The 17,463-nt window shown below is 38.9% G+C and carries 15 protein-coding genes; all 15 read right to left on the reverse strand.

Going from position 1 to position 17,463, the window contains the following annotated elements; all coding sequences use genetic code 11:
* Positions 1–80: 80 nt before the first annotated feature.
* Positions 81–902 (reverse strand): flagellin N-terminal helical domain-containing protein, encoded by an 822-nt coding sequence (locus DPX34_RS01035; protein WP_111976551.1) that lies wholly within the window; start codon positions 900–902, stop codon positions 81–83.
* A 529-nt stretch (positions 903–1,431) separates the two neighbouring features.
* A complete protein-coding gene (locus DPX34_RS01040) occupies positions 1,432–2,253 on the reverse strand; it encodes a flagellin N-terminal helical domain-containing protein (protein ID WP_111976552.1) in 822 nt (273 codons plus the stop codon).
* Between the two features lie 421 nt (positions 2,254–2,674).
* Positions 2,675–3,493, reverse strand: a complete 819-nt coding sequence (locus DPX34_RS01045; RefSeq protein WP_111976553.1) for a flagellin N-terminal helical domain-containing protein — start codon at positions 3,491–3,493, stop codon at positions 2,675–2,677.
* Between the two features lie 965 nt (positions 3,494–4,458).
* Complete coding sequence (locus DPX34_RS01050) at positions 4,459–5,277, reverse strand: flagellin N-terminal helical domain-containing protein (RefSeq protein WP_111976554.1); 819 nt, start codon at positions 5,275–5,277, stop codon at positions 4,459–4,461.
* Positions 5,278–5,995: 718 nt separating this feature from the next.
* Positions 5,996–7,210 (reverse strand): flagellar hook-associated protein FlgL, encoded by a 1,215-nt coding sequence (gene flgL / locus DPX34_RS01055; RefSeq protein WP_111976555.1) that lies wholly within the window; start codon positions 7,208–7,210, stop codon positions 5,996–5,998.
* Between the two features lie 4 nt (positions 7,211–7,214).
* Positions 7,215–9,281: a flagellar hook-associated protein FlgK gene (gene flgK, locus DPX34_RS01060; RefSeq protein WP_111976556.1), complete on the reverse strand. Its 2,067-nt coding sequence runs from the start codon at positions 9,279–9,281 to the stop codon at positions 7,215–7,217.
* 128 nt (positions 9,282–9,409) lie between these two features.
* A complete protein-coding gene (flgJ, locus tag DPX34_RS01065; RefSeq protein ID WP_111976557.1) occupies positions 9,410–10,474 on the reverse strand; it encodes a flagellar assembly peptidoglycan hydrolase FlgJ in 1,065 nt (354 codons plus the stop codon).
* 25 nt (positions 10,475–10,499) lie between these two features.
* Entirely contained in the window at positions 10,500–11,600 is a 1,101-nt protein-coding gene (locus tag DPX34_RS01070) for a flagellar basal body P-ring protein FlgI (RefSeq protein WP_111976558.1), read from the reverse strand.
* A 17-nt stretch (positions 11,601–11,617) separates the two neighbouring features.
* Complete coding sequence (flgH, locus tag DPX34_RS01075) at positions 11,618–12,310, reverse strand: flagellar basal body L-ring protein FlgH (protein ID WP_111976559.1); 693 nt, start codon at positions 12,308–12,310, stop codon at positions 11,618–11,620.
* A 31-nt stretch (positions 12,311–12,341) separates the two neighbouring features.
* Positions 12,342–13,130 (reverse strand): flagellar basal-body rod protein FlgG, encoded by a 789-nt coding sequence (gene flgG / locus DPX34_RS01080; RefSeq protein WP_111976560.1) that lies wholly within the window; start codon positions 13,128–13,130, stop codon positions 12,342–12,344.
* 41 nt (positions 13,131–13,171) lie between these two features.
* Positions 13,172–13,936 carry a flagellar basal-body rod protein FlgF gene (gene flgF / locus DPX34_RS01085; RefSeq protein WP_111976561.1) on the reverse strand — a complete coding sequence of 255 codons (765 nt, stop codon included), beginning with the start codon at positions 13,934–13,936 and terminating at the stop codon, positions 13,172–13,174.
* 292 nt (positions 13,937–14,228) lie between these two features.
* On the reverse strand, positions 14,229–15,650 hold the full coding sequence (gene flgE, locus DPX34_RS01090) for a flagellar hook protein FlgE (protein ID WP_111976562.1): 1,422 nt from the start codon (positions 15,648–15,650) through the stop codon (positions 14,229–14,231).
* Positions 15,651–15,698: 48 nt separating this feature from the next.
* Positions 15,699–16,442 (reverse strand): FlgD immunoglobulin-like domain containing protein, encoded by a 744-nt coding sequence (locus DPX34_RS01095; RefSeq protein WP_111976563.1) that lies wholly within the window; start codon positions 16,440–16,442, stop codon positions 15,699–15,701.
* 13 nt (positions 16,443–16,455) lie between these two features.
* Positions 16,456–16,887: a flagellar basal body rod protein FlgC gene (flgC, locus tag DPX34_RS01100; protein ID WP_111976564.1), complete on the reverse strand. Its 432-nt coding sequence runs from the start codon at positions 16,885–16,887 to the stop codon at positions 16,456–16,458.
* On the reverse strand, positions 16,887–17,288 hold the full coding sequence (gene flgB / locus DPX34_RS01105; RefSeq protein ID WP_111976565.1) for a flagellar basal body rod protein FlgB: 402 nt from the start codon (positions 17,286–17,288) through the stop codon (positions 16,887–16,889). The genes flgC and flgB overlap by 1 nt, the downstream gene beginning before the upstream one ends.
* Between the last annotated feature and the right edge of the window lie 175 nt (positions 17,289–17,463).

A 17,463-nucleotide genomic window follows, 5' to 3' on the forward strand; every position in this document is an offset into this window, starting at 1 on the left:
TTTTGACACTTTCCATTAAAACCTAATGCTGAGTGATCCTTAGCAAATACAAAGCCAAGTTTTAGCGCAAGGTTAATTTTTTAACCACCTAATAAAGATAAAGCCGCTTGTGGTCGTTGATTCGCTTGAGATAACACGGTTTGGCTAGCTTGTTGTACAATTTGATTTCTTGATAAATTGGCCGTTTCTACCGCAAAGTCAGTATCACGAATTTGAGAACGTGCGTTTGACACGTTCTCTACTACGTTACTTAAATTTCGAATAGTTGATTGAAAACGGTTTTGCACCGCACCTAAATCAGCTCGCATACCACCTATGGTAGAAATAGCCGCATCTAAATTAGTCAACGCACCTGACGCACCTGTAGCCGTTGCAACGGTAATGTCAGCCAAATCTAAACCACTAAGTGAAGCACTGGTACCAATAGTCACGGCAATGGTTTGACCCCCATTAGCCCCCACTAAGAATGAAGCTGAATAATCACCTTTTAATAAATCAACGCCGGCAAACTGTGTCGTTTGCCCAATCCGGCTGACTTCGGTTTTAAGCGCCGCCACTTCTTTTTGTAATGCAGCTCTATCGGTTGACGTGTTAATACCATTTTGAGACTGAATAGCCAGTTGACGAATGCGTTGTAAAGACGTTGTTATTTCTTGCATCGCCCCTTCAGCCGTTTGCGCAACTGAAATACCATCATTAGCATTTCGTACCGCTTGATTTAAGCCTTCAATTTGTGACGTCATGCGATCTGATATTTGCATACCCGCGGCATCATCTGCGGCTCGGTTAATACGAAAGCCCGAAGATAAACGTTCAAACGAAGTAGATAATGAATTGCCCGACATGGATAACTGACGTTGGGCGTTTAAAGATGAAACATTAGTATTAACAAACATTGCCATGGTAACTCTCTCCTAATCATTAAATTTTGTAGGTCTGGTATACATTGCCTACAACTGGGATATTTATTATTTTTATTTCCCTTACATTAACTATATCGGCTTAATAAACAGAGACTTGAGCGAATTTTAGGCGGAAAATATTGCCGATTTAGCGGCAATATAAGAGAAAAAAGAGACAAAACACGCCTGGAAAATTTCAAATTAAAATTATATAAGACTAGGCTGCGATTGAACTAAATAATGACTAATTAAACTTTTAAATGAGTACAGCATTGCGGCAACTGTAGATGAACTAAACATAAACGGATAGTCGAATGGAGTCGTCACACATATAGAAATGAAGGAAAGTTTAAGCAAGTTAAAGCAAGTTTGAATATTAGCTGAACTTATCACCGGATAAACATTTAGGCGTAAGTCATAAAATGAAAAAGCCAGAGGCAAGCCCCTGGCAAAAGCTCATATCTTGGAGAGAGTGAGCAAAGACATAAATAACGATTTCACAGTTGAATCGTTATTAAAATTAGAATGATTAACCGCCTAATAAAGACAAAGCAGCCTGTGGACGTTGGTTAGCTTGCGATAATACCGTTTGACTTGCTTGTTGTACGATTTGATTACGTGACAAATTAGCCGTTTCAACCGCAAAATCAGTATCACGTATTTGTGAACGTGCATTTGATACATTCTCTACAACATTACTTAAGTTACGAATAGTTGATTGAAAACGGTTTTGAATAGCACCCAAATCTGCACGCATACCACCAATAGTAGAGATTGCGGCATCCAAGTTAGTTAACGCGCCCGATGCACCAGATGCAGTCGCAACGGTAATATCGGCTAAATCTAAACCACTTAACGAAGCACTCGTACCAACGGTCACCGCAATTGATTGGCCGCCATTAGCGCCAACTAAAAAAGAAGCTGAATAATCACCTTTTAATAAATCAACACCTGCAAATTGTGTGGTTTGACCTATACGACTTATTTCCGTTTTTAAGGCTGCCACTTCTTTTTGTAGTGCGGCTCTATCCGTTGAGGTGTTAATGCCATTTTGAGATTGAATAGCAAGTTGGCGAATACGTTGTAATGACGTTGTTATTTCTTGCATCGCCCCTTCAGCCGTTTGTGCAACTGAAATACCATCATTTGCATTACGTACCGCTTGATTTAAACCTTCAATTTGTGACGTCATGCGATCTGATATTTGCATACCGGCAGCATCATCAGCCGCTCGGTTAATACGAAAGCCCGAAGATAAACGTTCAAATGAAGTTGATAGTGAATCACCCGACATTGATAACTGACGTTGGGCGTTTAAAGATGAAACATTAGTATTTACAAACATTGCCATGATTTCTCTCCTAAGTAGAACTTAATTGCCTAAAGGCATTTATGTATCAGTTACTTGTTATTATTATTGACTGACAATTAAGTTATCGCTTGCCGAAAGAAATTCTTTAGCCTTATTTTAAAAATAGTACGCAGAAACGCTGTTGATATAAAATACCAACAGTCCGCATCTAACTATAAACAATTGTTTTAATTAACTATTTCAAAGTTACAATTAAATTATAAATATCCGATTATAATAACAATTCAAACTGCCCACTTAGTTTTTACGAAATAGGCTGGGAGAATTTCTCCCAGCCAATCGCTCCTAAACTAAGGTGAGAGCGAGCGATAATCTCACCGTTTGGTTGATTAACCGATCGCACTACCTCCTGGCTATTTCTCCCAAACGGATGGAATCAGAGCCTAGATTAATTGAAAAATTAACCTAATAGAGATAAAGCAGATTGAGGTCTTTGGTTTGCTTGTGACAATACCGTTTGACTTGCTTGTTGTACTATCTGATTACGCGTTAATTCAGCTGTTTCTGTCGCAAAATCGGTATCACGAATTTGAGAACGTGCATTTGATACGTTTTCGACAACATTACTTAAGTTACGAATAGTTGATTGAAAACGATTTTGCACCGCACCCAAATCAGCTCGCATGCCACCAATAGTTGAAATAGCCGCATCAATTGTGGTTAACGCTGTTGAAGCACCGGTTTCAGTCGCTACCGTGGTATCGGTTAAACCTAAACCAGATAACGAAGCACTTGTACCAACCGTTACACTAATAGATTGGCCACCATTAGCGCCCACTAAAAATGAAGCTGAATAATCACCTTTAAGTAGATCAACGCCCGCAAACTGAGTTGTCTGACCAATTCGACTAATTTCAGTTTTTAAAGCGGTTACTTCTTTTTGTAAAGCTGCTCTATCTGATGATGTATTAATACCATTTTGCGATTGCACAGCAAGCTGACGGATACGTTGCAAAGAGGTGGTGATCTCTTGCATTGCGCCCTCTGCCGTTTGCGCCACTGAAATGCCATCATTTGCATTTCTAACCGCTTGATTTAAACCTTGAATTTGTGACGTCATTCGATCAGATATTTGCATACCCGCGGCATCATCTGCTGCTCGGTTAATACGAAAACCCGAAGATAAACGTTCAAAAGATGTAGAAAGCGCGTTACCTGAATTAGATAACTGTCGTTGTGCATTCAACGATGATACGTTGGTGTTAACGAACATAGCCATAGTTCTCACTCCTATAGGTACATTGATAAGCTGTAATTTATAGCAATTACAACCAAGTTTTAAAACAAACCAAAGATTTATGAAACTTTTAATCTGCTTATGTATATATATCGGACAATAAAGAACAAACTTTAATCATTTATATCAAATAAAATAAAAGAAAAGGCGCAACTTAAGACATTAAAATAAAGCCTTAACTCAATAAATAGCAAAAAAGGACCGTTATCATAAGATAACAGCCTTAAGCAAAGTGTGTAGAGTAAAACGACCGGAGGTTGCCCTCCGGTCAAACGCCCTACTTAGGAGAGATTGAGCGAAACCCTATCAACTAACACTCACTTAAAAATTCAAGTGGGTGGCAGTATTTAATCCTACAAAAGATTAAAACACCCTGATAGTAATTAACCTAAACTCTGGATCACAAATTAGCTAATCCATTGTATTTAATAACAATACTTTTTTATTTTATTCTCGAGAGAATCTTTTCACTTAAAATAAGGCCAATTAACGAATGTAATAGCAGGCTATTAATCACTAACTCAACGCCGTTATAAGCGAAAATTCTCTCTAAAAAGCAAATTGTTATATACAGTTCAGGTTGATTAAAATCAGCCTTATTTAAATCATTTTGTGTCGCGATGAGAACACCAATAAGCACTTAAATACATATAAAAGCTTATGCCCCTAGTTACAGGTCAACATATGACGTTATAAAATTTAAATAGCCGTAAAGCTCATCACCTTTTCTGTTTACCGCAATATTTATCACGGACAATCATTCTTTTTTTCGTATATGCATTAATCCTAAAACAATGAAACACCCAACAATTTTGCGAGGCATATTTCCATAAATAAGTTATTTCGAGTTTTTGCTAACTAAAATCAAAAAGTAAAATAAAAACTAGAAATAGCTCAATAAAGAGCAGGCTTAGGTGATGATAATATTTTCCACCTAAGCCACATTATTAACCAAGAAGAGACAACGCAGCTTGCGGGCGTTGATTAGCCTGAGATAACACCGTTTGGCTCGCTTGTTGTACAATTTGATTACGTGTTAGATTAGCGGTTTCTGTCGCGAAATCGGTATCACGAATTTGTGAACGTGCGTTTGAGACATTCTCAACAACATTGCTGAGATTTCGGATCGTTGATTGAAAACGATTTTGCACCGCACCTAAATCGGCACGCATGCCACCAATGGTAGAAATAGCAGCATCTAAACTGGTTAATGCACCTGATGCACCAGTAGCCGTTGCAACCGTAAGGTCGGTTAAATCTAAACCGCTTAATGAAGCACTTGTTCCAACCGTTACCGCAATAGTTTGACCACCATTAGCGCCAACTAAAAATGAAGCTGAATAGTCACCTTTTAATAAATCAACACCGGCAAATTGGGTCGTTTGTCCAATTCGGCTAACTTCAGTTTTAAGCGCGGCAACTTCTTTTTGTAGTGCGGCTCTGTCGGTTGACGTATTAATACCATTTTGAGATTGGATCGCGAGCTGACGAATACGTTGCAATGACGTTGTAATTTCTTGCATTGCGCCTTCAGCCGTTTGTGCAACCGAGATACCATCGTTGGCATTACGTACCGCTTGATTTAGACCTTCTATTTGTGAAGTCATACGATCAGATATTTGCATACCAGCCGCATCATCTGCCGCTCGATTAATACGAAAACCAGATGATAAACGTTCAAAAGATGTTGATAACGCATTACCTGATTGTGACAATTGACGCTGTGCATTTAAAGACGATACATTGGTATTTACGAACATAGCCATAATTTTACTCTCCTAATTTTGCTTAAAAACGCACAACTAAGCTGTTGTTTTGCGCCTTTCATAATAAAAAATCGTTAAACCCTTTTTTTATAGCATCATTCCTTTGATACTTATGTATCGGTATTTCAATTATTAGCTTTAGATAAATCGCGCTATTTTTTGTACATTTAAGGTAAATAAAACGCTAAAGAATTTAATAACATTGACGAGTCAGGTCATAAAAAAAATGAAAATAAAGCTTAAGTTTTTTGATGAATGTACGGGGTGGTGATCTTTTTTGATTAGAATTGAAATAAGAGCAAACAAGCCCAAATTAGGCTTCAAAAATCGATGAGTTTAAAAATAATTTTTAATAAACATAAAGCAGTAAAAAAGGTAAAAACTAACAATAGACGATAAAACGTACAATTAAGATGAAAAAAGCGGGGCGGAAAAATTAACATTTGAGAGAGATAACAAAGATGAATTGAGTAAAATAAGTAAAGTACAAATCAATAAAACTTGTTCCCGAATGATATCGTGCAACAAGTTTTATATGTAGTGGTATAGAGGTAGAGTTATAGTCTTCTCGCTCAGGTTTTATGGTTCATTGTCAGCGCTTACTCGCCCCAATCACATAATAGAGCATATGCTCATGGGGTCTCGAAGCTTGACGGCTTCCCCTAAAACCCGATCGCTTTGACTATAGAATGCTAGAAGACAATAACAAAGTACGGCGTTATAAGAAGTTAAACAAGGTTAAGCCCGTTACTTTACTAAAAGTTTGATTGGCAGCTTGCAAAGCGACTTCTTGTTTCTGTAATTCTGTAATCGCTTCAGCAAAATCGACTTCTGATATTTTTGCTTTCGCTTCTTTTAAATTTATTTCTTGGTCTAAATTAGATAAATTCACGCTCGTCACGACATTTAACCGCCCGCCTATTTCTGAGCGAGCAGCACTCACATTTCCCATTGATTCATCAATAGAATAAACAGCCGCATTAATTTCAGAATAATAACTTTCATTCAGCGTTTCAGCGCCACGTAATTTGTCAATTAATTGCGTTAGTGAGTTTAAGGTATTGTCTTTATTCGGCGCATCAAGTGAAAAGTGGAGTTCGTCACCTGCATTTCCATTTACGGTAAATTCAAGCCCTTTAAAATTCAGTTTATTCTCAGAGGATAAATTACCCGTTTCTAAAACGGCACCCGCATTATCTTGTACTTCATAAGCATCAGCTGCGGTTAATACAATATTAAACTCATTATTAGTAGCCGGGATTGTCGCGTAATTTTGACGGTGAAATGCCTCAAATTGATCACCTGAATTAACTCGATAACTGCCTGTCGCTGTAGATGCAGCATCAATGCTAATAGTGCTTCTTGAATCTGTATTTTCAAAAATAGCAAAACCAGAACCCGGTACACCTGACGCTATTTTTAAAGATTCAGATATTTGTATTTTTTTTACGTTTTCATTGCCTTGATATTCGTACTGGCCATCTGAACCTTGAATAAAAGCAGGTTCACTTGATTTAGAGCCCGAGAAAATGTATTCGCCTTGACCATTTTTAGAATTATACATATCAAAAAGTTCTTCTTTGATCTGCTCTAATTCAATAGCAATTGCTTCTCGATCTTGTTTTGCTAACGCGCCATTACCCGCTTGCAACGTCAAGTTTCTAGCTCGCCCCATTGAAGAGTGAATATTATTCAAAACAACATCTTTATTTTCTAATGAGTTCTCAAGCAAAATAGTATTTTTTTCAAATTGATCAAGTCGAGCTAAATCTTCATTTAACCGCACCACTTTTGTGGCAGCCGCGGGATCATCTGATGGTTTTAAAATATTAGTTTGCTTCACTAATACATCTTGCGCGCGGACTAAACGTTTTTGCGCATCTAAAATACCATTTAAACTATTTTGATAAAGTTGATTCGTTGTGATTCTCATAAGATTATCTCACCGCCGCTAAAATAGCATCGAAAGTTGTTTGCGCAACAGTAATAACCCGAGCTGCTGCGCTATAAGCTTGCTCGTAACGCACAAGGTCCGCTGCTTCTTCATCAAGGTTAACCCCTGACATATCGTCAACTCGTGATTTAGATTGGCTTAATAGTGTTTCAGAAGATTCATACGAAATATTAGCGCGATTCGCAGTATCACCAATAAAACCAATTAAGTTAGAATAAGATTCAGCAAAGGTCAGTGAGTTACCTGTCGACGATAAAATATTACGTCGCATCGTATTACTCGATTGCAAATCAGCTAATTTTAAGCCATTAAAGTTATCGTCAAAACCATCATTATTAAAATTCAGGTTAAATTCATCTCCTGGTTCAGGTTGACCTGTGACTGATATTTCATAACCAGGGTAATCATCTGCAGCCCCTGGCCAAGCAGCGTTGTCACGCAATTGTTCCATAATATTAGTGCCACTAGCCGCGGTACCTAAAGCATTGCCAGCAGAATCTTGTACTTCATACTCACCAGCTGCGGTATAAACCACTTTAACTGGAGCATCACTATTTAAACCATAATCGCCTGTTACACCGTCTGCATTAAGGTCATTAGTAAAAGCAGAGCTAGTCGTAGATGTCATATCAGTATTAGTAATATCTTCTAATTCTATTTTTCCGCTACCAATATTTTCAATTGGGTTTTCAACACTAATAGGTGCAGCTAGTGCTAATTGCTCAGGTCGGTCAAAATTCATGGTGATGTCTAAGCCTGACAAACGGCTTGGGCGCGCTAAAAATTTATCACCCGAAGTGAAACTACCGCCATCAGGATCAAAACGTAATTCTAGCCCATCCGGTAAACCATCTGATGCACCTTGAAAATCAGTCGTTGCAGCGGGGATCGTAAATGGCCCCGACGGATCCCCGTAGGCTTCACCTTTTTTTAATGATTGAACGGTATACTCTGTCGCACTAGTAAATGATATCTCGTATTCAAAATTTGTTGCTTGGCTGCCATAGCCTTCTTCAATACGCACTTCAACATCATGAAAACTACTTGCGTTACCGTCATAACCTAAAGCTTCTGTTGACGGAATTGAGAACATATCCGAGCCAATATTACCTTCTAAATCAACACCTTTTTTGTTTTGCTGGTTCATTGCATCCGAAAAAGCAATTGCCATTTGACCTAATGAATTAATTGATTCATCTAATACATCTTCACGATAATCAAGCAATCCGCCTAATTTGCCGCCTGCATTGGTCTCATCAAATGCACTATTATTATTTGGATTATTAACCGCGAAAAGCTCCATTTCAACTCGCTGCGGATCAGGGTCACCTAATTTAGTGCGTAAATTAAAAGCATTGCCATCAATAACCAAAGGCTGCCCATTAGGCGCAACAAGTTCAATACCATTATTATCTTTTTCAATAGTATTGACCCCCATAGTGTGGGTTAAACGCCTAATAAGTTCATTACGCTCATCAATCATATGTGGGCCAGCATCATTGTTTTCACCAGCAGAAACAGACACTATTTTTTCATTTAAATCGTAAATGCTATTAATTAACGAATTGGCTTCTGAAACCGTAAACTCAATTTCTTCGTTAACAACATCTTCTTGTTCGAGTACACGCTCAGAAAGTGATTGCATACGGGCAACTAAAGCTTGTGAATCAGAAATAACTAATTGTCGAGGTGTTAAAGAAGAAGGCTCATCATTGGCTTCATTGATACGACCAAAGACATCATCCAAACCACGTGCGATGCTCGTTTGATCATCACTAAATAAATTATCTAATATTTCGGTATTATCACGATAAGTTTCAGCTCTACCATTCGATGCGGTATCTCGCCTATATTGCTCATTCGCATATTGGTCGAATAAACGCACCGTTTCAGATCGCCCCAAGCCCCATTCAACAAAACTGGTAAATTCAGTTCTTTGGCGCGAGTAACCAGGTGTGTTTAAATTGGCAATATTATTACTCACCGTTTGCAGATGACTTTGATTGCCTAATAAAGCGGAAGTACCTAGTTTTAATAACTCTGAAGACATGATTTAGCTCACTCAACCTAACAGCTTAGGTTTGCTCGGATACAATATGAAAACAATATGAAAACAATAAAAAAATATACTCAAATAAAAGTATAGTCGTAACCTTATCGGCCGGTTACTTAATAACTTTAATATTGCATATTAGTGGCTGAATTAAAAACCTTATCTTTTAAAACATTTAGAATTTTAGTCGCGTAGTTTGGATCAGTTGCGTAGCCTGCTTGCTGCAGGGCAGAAAAATAAGCTTCAGGTTGTTGAGCCGCTTCTACAGCCGCTTGATATCGAGGTTGCTCTTTTATAAAGCTAACATAATCAGCTAATCCAGCTTCAATACTGTCATAAGCTCTAAATTGCGCTTTTTCGGTTTGAATAGCGCCTTGTCTAAACTCATAAGTATCGCGTTCAGCAGAGTCACCAGACCAACGAGAGTCTGCTTTGATACCAAAAAAATTATTCGCATTTGAACCGTCTGCTTTTTCAATCATTTTTTGTCCCCAGCCAGTCTCGAGTGCGGCTTGGGCTATCATCGCGACGGGTGACAAACCAATTGCTTGACTAACTTTTTCAGCAATCGGTAAAAGGCGATCAACAAAATCTTGTTTGCCTTGAAACGGTATATGTTTTTCGGTAAGTGACCCCGTGTTGCTCTCACTTAATGGCTTATCTTGATCGACAGGCTTATTAACCTTTTGCATTAGAACTTGGGCTTTTTCATCTGCAACTTGTAAAACATGTTTTTGAAATGATTGAGATTGAATTTGCAAGATAGCAAGTGGATCATTATTTTTATCATCGTTATTTTTTTCATTGCTGAAATCACCACCAAATGCACTCGGTATTACGCCATCTGAACGCATAACTGAGGCCGGCATATATTGGTTTTTTTCTGGGCTCAATTGCTGAACGATAATATCGGCTAAACCTAATGCGCCCGTACTTGATAACTCACTAGCCATTTGGTCATCATGCATACCTTCATAAAATTTAGCCGCTTGACTATTAAACGGGCTGTCTTTATCAGATAAAACTTCATTTGCTTGGCGCATGCTTTTTAATAACATATTCATAAAAATAGATTCAAAATGCTGAGCTGCTTTTTTTAGAGCATCTTTGTCATTTCGCTGCGCAGCTTGGCGTAAATCATCCAAGCCAGCAGTGTCATGATACATTTGAGTTTGTTCTAATTTATCCATATGCTTAATTCTTTATATGCTGTACTTATATAACGACAAGTTCACCATGCAACGACCCCGACTCTTTTAATGCCTCTAATATAGCCATTAAATCGCCTGGCGCTGCGCCAATTTCATTCATTGCTCGTACCAAGTCATCTAAACTGGCTCCCGTATCTAATACAAACATCCGAGTATCATCTTGAGCTACATCAATTATAGCTTGTTTAATAACAATCGTTTCGCCTTCAGAAAACGGATTCGGTTGATTCACTTGCTGGTTAGCTGCAATTGTCACGGTTAACCCGCCATGTGTTACCGCAGCCGGTTGTAACTTAACATCTTTACCGATAACAATAGTGCCCGTTCTTGAATTAACAATCACTTTAGCCGGCGCATCTGCAGGTACAAACTCGACATTCTCAAGTGTAGCAATATATGAAACGCGCTGGCCAATATCACGTGGCGCAATAACTCTAACGGATGTTGCATCCATCGCGGTTGCCGTTTTGGGGCCGACTAAATCATTAATCGCATCAGCCATACGGCGAGCGGTTGTAAAGTCAGAGTTATGTAAGTTAAATGTTAGATAATCACCGTGACCAAAAGCACTCGGGACTGCGCGCTCAACGGTTGCACCATTGGGAATACGGCCAACGGTCGGTGTATTTTGAACCACACTTGAGCCATCTGCCCCTTGAACACCAAACCCACTAACCACTAGATTACCTTGTGAAATAGCATAAACTTGCCCATCTAAGCCTTTCAAAAATGTTTGTACTAACGTTCCCCCATTCAAACTACCCGAACTGCCGATCGATGAAACAGTCACATCAATTTTTTGTCCGGGTTTAGTAAATGCAGGTAATTCAGCCGTTACCATAACCGCAGCTACGTTTTTAATTTTTGGTTTTAAGTTAGCCGGCATCGTAATACCAAAATTTGCCAACATGGTTCTAAACGTTTGTTCTGTAAATGGGCTTTGCTCACCCGTGCCTGGTAAACCAACCACTAAACCATAACCAATTAGATGATTACTTCTAACACCTTGTATACTGGCTAAATCTTTTAAACGCTGACTATGAGCTACTTGAACCGTTGTCACTAATAAAATAAACGCTAATAACGCTTTGTAATAAATTTTCATGTGTTGACTCCAACGACTTATAATGGAAACCAATCTGAATAAAAGAATTTAGACAACCAGCCCTGTTTATTAGCATCAGCAAACGACCCTGTGCCACTGTATTCGATCCGAGCATTAGCAACTCGATTACTCGCGACTGTATTAGAAGAGCTAATATCTTCAGGCCGTAAAATACCATTCAAACGGACATATTCTTTACCGGTATTTAACGTTAACCACTTTTCACCCCGTACAATTAAATTACCGTTAGGTAAAATTTTAATCACATGTACAGATATTTGACCATTTAAGCTATTGCTTTGGTCGGCTTTTGAATCGCCTTTAAACTCACTTTCAAACCCAAGCCCTAAGTCTAGCGGATTACCGTTTATAGACTGGTTGCGCCCAAGCGCATAAAAAGGAGAAAGAGAAACCTCATTATCTTTACCGTATTCCGCTTTAGCTGACTTAGATGCTGACGTATTTTCTTGTAAAACAATCGTAATAATGTCGCCAATACGACGAGCTTTACTGTCAGAATACATACCATTAGATTGACTTATTTGATAAAGAGAACCTGTTGGCACTACGCTTTGAGGTTCTGCTTCTGCAAATATAGGCGCATAAAATGGATCATTTGGAATTGCCGTAATATCATCGTTCAAAACAGCGCAACCTGATAAGCTCACTGATAAACCCAATACCGCTAAACTCATTAAAAATGATTTCATCATTTTGCTCCTCATCTGCAAAAAATAAGTATTAAAGTTGTTGTACAAGTTGACCAAGCATTTGATCGACTGTTGAAATAACTTTTGAGTTCATTTCAAAAGAACGCTGACTTTCAATCAAATTAACAAGCTCTTCTGTCACATTAACGTTTGATGTTTCAAGCGCACCCTGTTGTAAAATACCAAGCCCATCAACACCTGGGTTACCTTGAATAGGCGCACCACTCACAGCGGTTTCAGTGTAGAGGTTTTGCCCCATTGGCTGCAGACCAGCAGGATTAATAAAGTCAGAAATAGTGAGCTGACCAACAACCGTATTATCGGCGTTACCCTGTTGTTTTACTGACACTTCACCATCTTGCGAGATCGTTATTGATTGCGCATCAGGCGGAATAACAATATTGGGCTGAAGTAAAAAGCCCGCGCCAGAGGTCACTAATTCACCGTTTTCATTAATTGAAAATTGACCATTTCGGGTATAACCAATAGTGCCATCAGGTTGTAGTACCTCAAAAAAACCTCGACCTTGTACCATCACATCAAGCGAATTATCTGTACTTAGCATATTACCTTGAGAAAAGTTTTTCTGCGTCGCGGTTACCTTAGCACCCGCCCCCAACATTAAGCCATTTGGTAGCTCTGTATCTTGCGATGATCGCCCACCAGGTTGATTAATGTTTTGGTACAATAAATCTTCAAAAATAGCGCGTCCTTTTTTGTAACCCACCGTACTCGAGTTAGCTAAGTTATTTGAAATAACCGCAATATCAGTTTGTTGAGCGTCTAAACCTGTTTTACTTATCCACAGTGCCGGATGCATAATGTACTCCTCAGCAATATATAAATAACAATAAAAATCTATTAAAAAACACGCATTAGCATGTCAGATTTTCTATCTAGCGTTTCAGCTTGTTTCATTAATTTGGTTTGAATTTCAAATTGCTTTTGTAAACTAATCATGGACACCATTTCATCAACGGAATTCACGTTACTCGCTTCTAAAGCGCCATTGACAATTTTAACGTTAGGTGATAATTCACAAAAACCGCATTGACCAAATTCATTTATTTCGTTCGGGCGAAACAAACCATCTTTACCTTTATCCAAGTGATTATCATTAGTCATTTCAACTACTTTTAGCCGATCAATAGTTTCAACAAAATTGGCAGGAGCTCCCTGAGGTCGAACAACAATACTGCCGTCGGGTCCTATTTGAAATTTATCAATGGGTACGGGTAAAACAATCGCGCCCCCTTCCCCCATAACAGGGTCACCACGAGTCGTTGTTAATAAACCTTCCGCGGTTACTTGAAAGTTGCCTTCACGGGTATAAGCTTCATCGCCATTTTTATCTTGTACGGTAAACCAACCTGGGCCTTGAATAGCAGCATCCAAATCACGACCGGTCGTTATTATTCCACCGCCTGACATATTTTGCCCTGGGCTTTCAGTCATTGAAAAAACACGACTAGGGAGTCCTTCGCCAAAGGCTTGCATGGTTCTGGCTTGTTCCAGATCAGATTTAAAGCCTATCGTTTTAGAATTAGCCAAATTGTTGGCATGCATAGAGACACCAAGCATATTTTGCTTCGCACCACTCATTGCCACATATAGCATCTTATCCATCACTCACCTACCGTAAAAAATTTGACGTTAATCATATAATTGAGGTAAATGCATGAGACGTGCCAAAAGCGCTGCAAGCAGCAAAAACGATGTAAATTTAAGCAGAAAAGGGGGTTATAGTATAAAAAAGGGGTGTATATAATATCAAAACAAGCAACAAGGGGAGTTTAAAAATAAAAGTCGGCATACCAGACAAGTCTAATATGCCAACTTCGTAGGGGTAGTGGGTTAGAAGAACAACATTAGAGGTCATAATATTGTTCTTTTTCGACCTGAAAATCAGCTTAAATGATTAACGGATCTGTAAGATATTTTGTTGTAATTGACTATTAACATCCAATGCACGTGAATTTGCTTGGAACGCTTTTTGTGCTGTGATTAAATCAACAAGCTCTTTTGTAATATCAACATTTGATTGCTCAAGCGCGGATGACACAATTTCACCAAACGTTCCCGTACCTGCTTCACCAGCCAAAGGCTCACCTGAAGTAATAGTTTCTTTCCAGCTCGCATTACCAACTTGTTGCAAACCTTGATCATTAGCAAAACGAACAAGGGCTATACGACCTAAGAAATCGACTTCACCATTACTGTAATTAGCTGAAACTAGACCTGATTCATCAATCGACACACCCGTGAGCCGCCCAACGGTAGCACCATCCTGCTCTAACGCTGTCACTTCAAAATCAGATGCAAATTGTACAGGGTCAGTAAAACCTAACGTAATTTGTTGAGTACCATCAGCACCATTAAAAAGTGAATCGGCTAATGTTTGCGTTTGAATAAAAGGAGGCGAATCAATACCCGGTACAGACCCATTAATAGAGACAATTGAACCTGAACTATCAAAGAATATCGGCACACCCACAAAATCACCGTCACCAGGCGTCCCAACAGGTGCAGCTGTTCGTGGACCTTCAGTATCAGGCGCACTTGCACCTGCATTTTCGCCACCGGCAGCAAAAGCAGCGCCAGACCCCGAACCCAAATCAATAGGTAGTGGATTACCCGCATCATCGGTATCCATCGACATAAATGCATACCAGCGGTTTTCACTATTATTAGCCGATGTTAAATCTTTTACATAATACGTCGTGACAATGTGTGAATCACCCAGTGAGTCATAAGTTGTGACAGATGAACGAGCGTGGTATGTCGAATCATCATTGGGATCAAATAACGTAGGGTCAAGACCATCTTGTCGAGCATCCAAGTTCATCGTCATATCAACAGAGGCAGTCGAAACTGGTACCCCTGCTGAATCTGGAATTCGCAGCGGCGCAGTCGTGCTTAAACTAACACCTTGTGATGTACCATCATCATTAACAGGGTAAACTTGTAAAAAATTACCGCCATTTGTCACAACAAAATTGTCATCATCTAATTTATAGTTACCAGCCCGAGAAAAAGTCATTTCTCGTGATTCTAAATCTGGAGTTACCGCAAAAAAACCATTACCAGTAACAGCTAAATCAAGCGCATTTTTAGTAAAAATCAAACTGCCTTGTTCAAACTGCTGTGCAACAACGGCGGTTAAACCACCATCACCGGTTTTTGTTTTACCACCACCAAAAATAGATGATGCAAAAACATCAGAAAATTCAGCCCGTGATTCTTTAAAACCAAATGTATTAGCATTTGAAATATTATTAGCTGTTGTATTTAAGTCTTTTTGGCTTGTTGCTATACCACTTAGTGCTACGTTAAATGACATAATTAGTTACCTCGTTAAAATATATTAACTGTTACGCTCAATTAAAAATTAAGGCGCAACTTCGATAATATCGTCCATATTGAAACTACCTAACCCACGTAGATTCATTGTTAATTCATTACCGTTACCAAACCTGACACTATCAACCGTTGAGAAACTACCGGTTGTCAACGTTGTTTTTGTGCCTTCATTAGCATCGATACCGCTTGCTGAAATTTGATAAATCCCCGCTGGCATTTGCTCGCCGTTCGCGTTTTTACCATCCCACATAAAGTTTAATGGCCCTTCGGTTGCCGCTCCGAGATCAAGGTTTGCCACTTGCTTACCGCTTTCATCTCGAACGGTTACCTTTATACTGTTCACGGATTGATCAAACATTAATTGACCCGCCATGCCAAACTGCTCTTCTGAATATTGAAACAAAGCAGCTGAGTCACTTGCGACTAAAACTTCACGCCCTACCATACTGGACGCTTGTAGCGCCTTGTTCGACGTTTGCTGCGCTTGAGTGTCAGACATAAAAGAATTAAACGCTGAAGTAAACTCTTCAAATTGCGTTGACAAACCGCTGATCCCATCAGCCATCGTAAACTGCGTCATTTGCGCAATCATTTGGTCGTTATCTGTTGGTTTCGTAGGGTCTTGAGCCGCTAACTGTGTCGTTAATAAGCTAAAGAAATCCTGTTGCGTTAATGCACCGCTGTTATCATCTGAATCAGAATTTGTACTGTCGAGCGTATTCTTTTCCCAACGTAACGAATCTGAAAAATTAGTGTTTGTTATATCTGACATAAGCTAAACCTTGTTATGAACCTTGGCCTAACCGCAAGGTACGTGACATCATCTTCTTAGCTGAATCTGCAATTTGAATGCCAGTTTCGTAAGAACGAGAAGCAGAAATCATATTAGCCATCTCTTCTACCACGTTTACATTGGGTTTATAGATATATCCTTTATCATCCGCCATCGGATGATTGGGGCTATATTCAATTAATAATGGTTTATCACTCTCGACTATACCGGCAACATTGACCTTTACAGCGGCAGAGTTATTCATATTACTGGTTGCGCGGTCAAGCTCAGCTGAAAAGACAGGGTGGCGAGCTCGGTATGTTTCATTAACCGAACTACTAACGTTATTGGCATTTGATAAATTACTGGCAGTTGTATTTAAACGTACCGACTGAGCATTCATCGCTGAACCTGAAATATCAAAAATATTATATAAACTACTCATTAGCCTTGGCCTCCTTTGAGTGCATTTTTAATGCCTTTAATTCTACCGGTTAAAAACTGAACACTCGCGTTATAACCTAATTGGTTTTTCAAAAATTCCATACGCTCTTGCTGAAGTTCAACCGTATTACCATCTCCAGTATCCGCTTGTAATGGTGTTCTAAATTGCAAACTATTATCAATTGAGCTTGATGCCCCAATATGTCGATCATTTGTTCTCGCCATCGACGTAGAATACTGTTTTTTAGCACCAGACAAAGCAGCTTGAAAATCAAAGTCTTTTGCTTTGTAGCCTGGTGTGTCAGCATTAGCGATATTGCTAGACAGCACTTCAGAGCGTTTAATACGCAACGCCATTGATTCAGGGTGTATACCAAATGCTTTATCTAATGAAATTGCCATTATTTCGTCTCCGTATTGCTTTGCTAACTAAAAAGCAAGTGAAGTGCCAACTTTAAAAAAACTAACAACAATAATATAAAACACAATGTAAACAGTCAGTTAAAGAAACTAAATCGTCATTAAATGATTAATAATTAGCGTCAAATATCTGTTTAATTACGTGTTTTCAAACGAT

The sequence above is a fragment of the Algibacillus agarilyticus genome, assembly GCF_003286125.1.
Lineage (GTDB): Bacteria > Pseudomonadota > Gammaproteobacteria > Enterobacterales > Alteromonadaceae > Algibacillus > Algibacillus agarilyticus.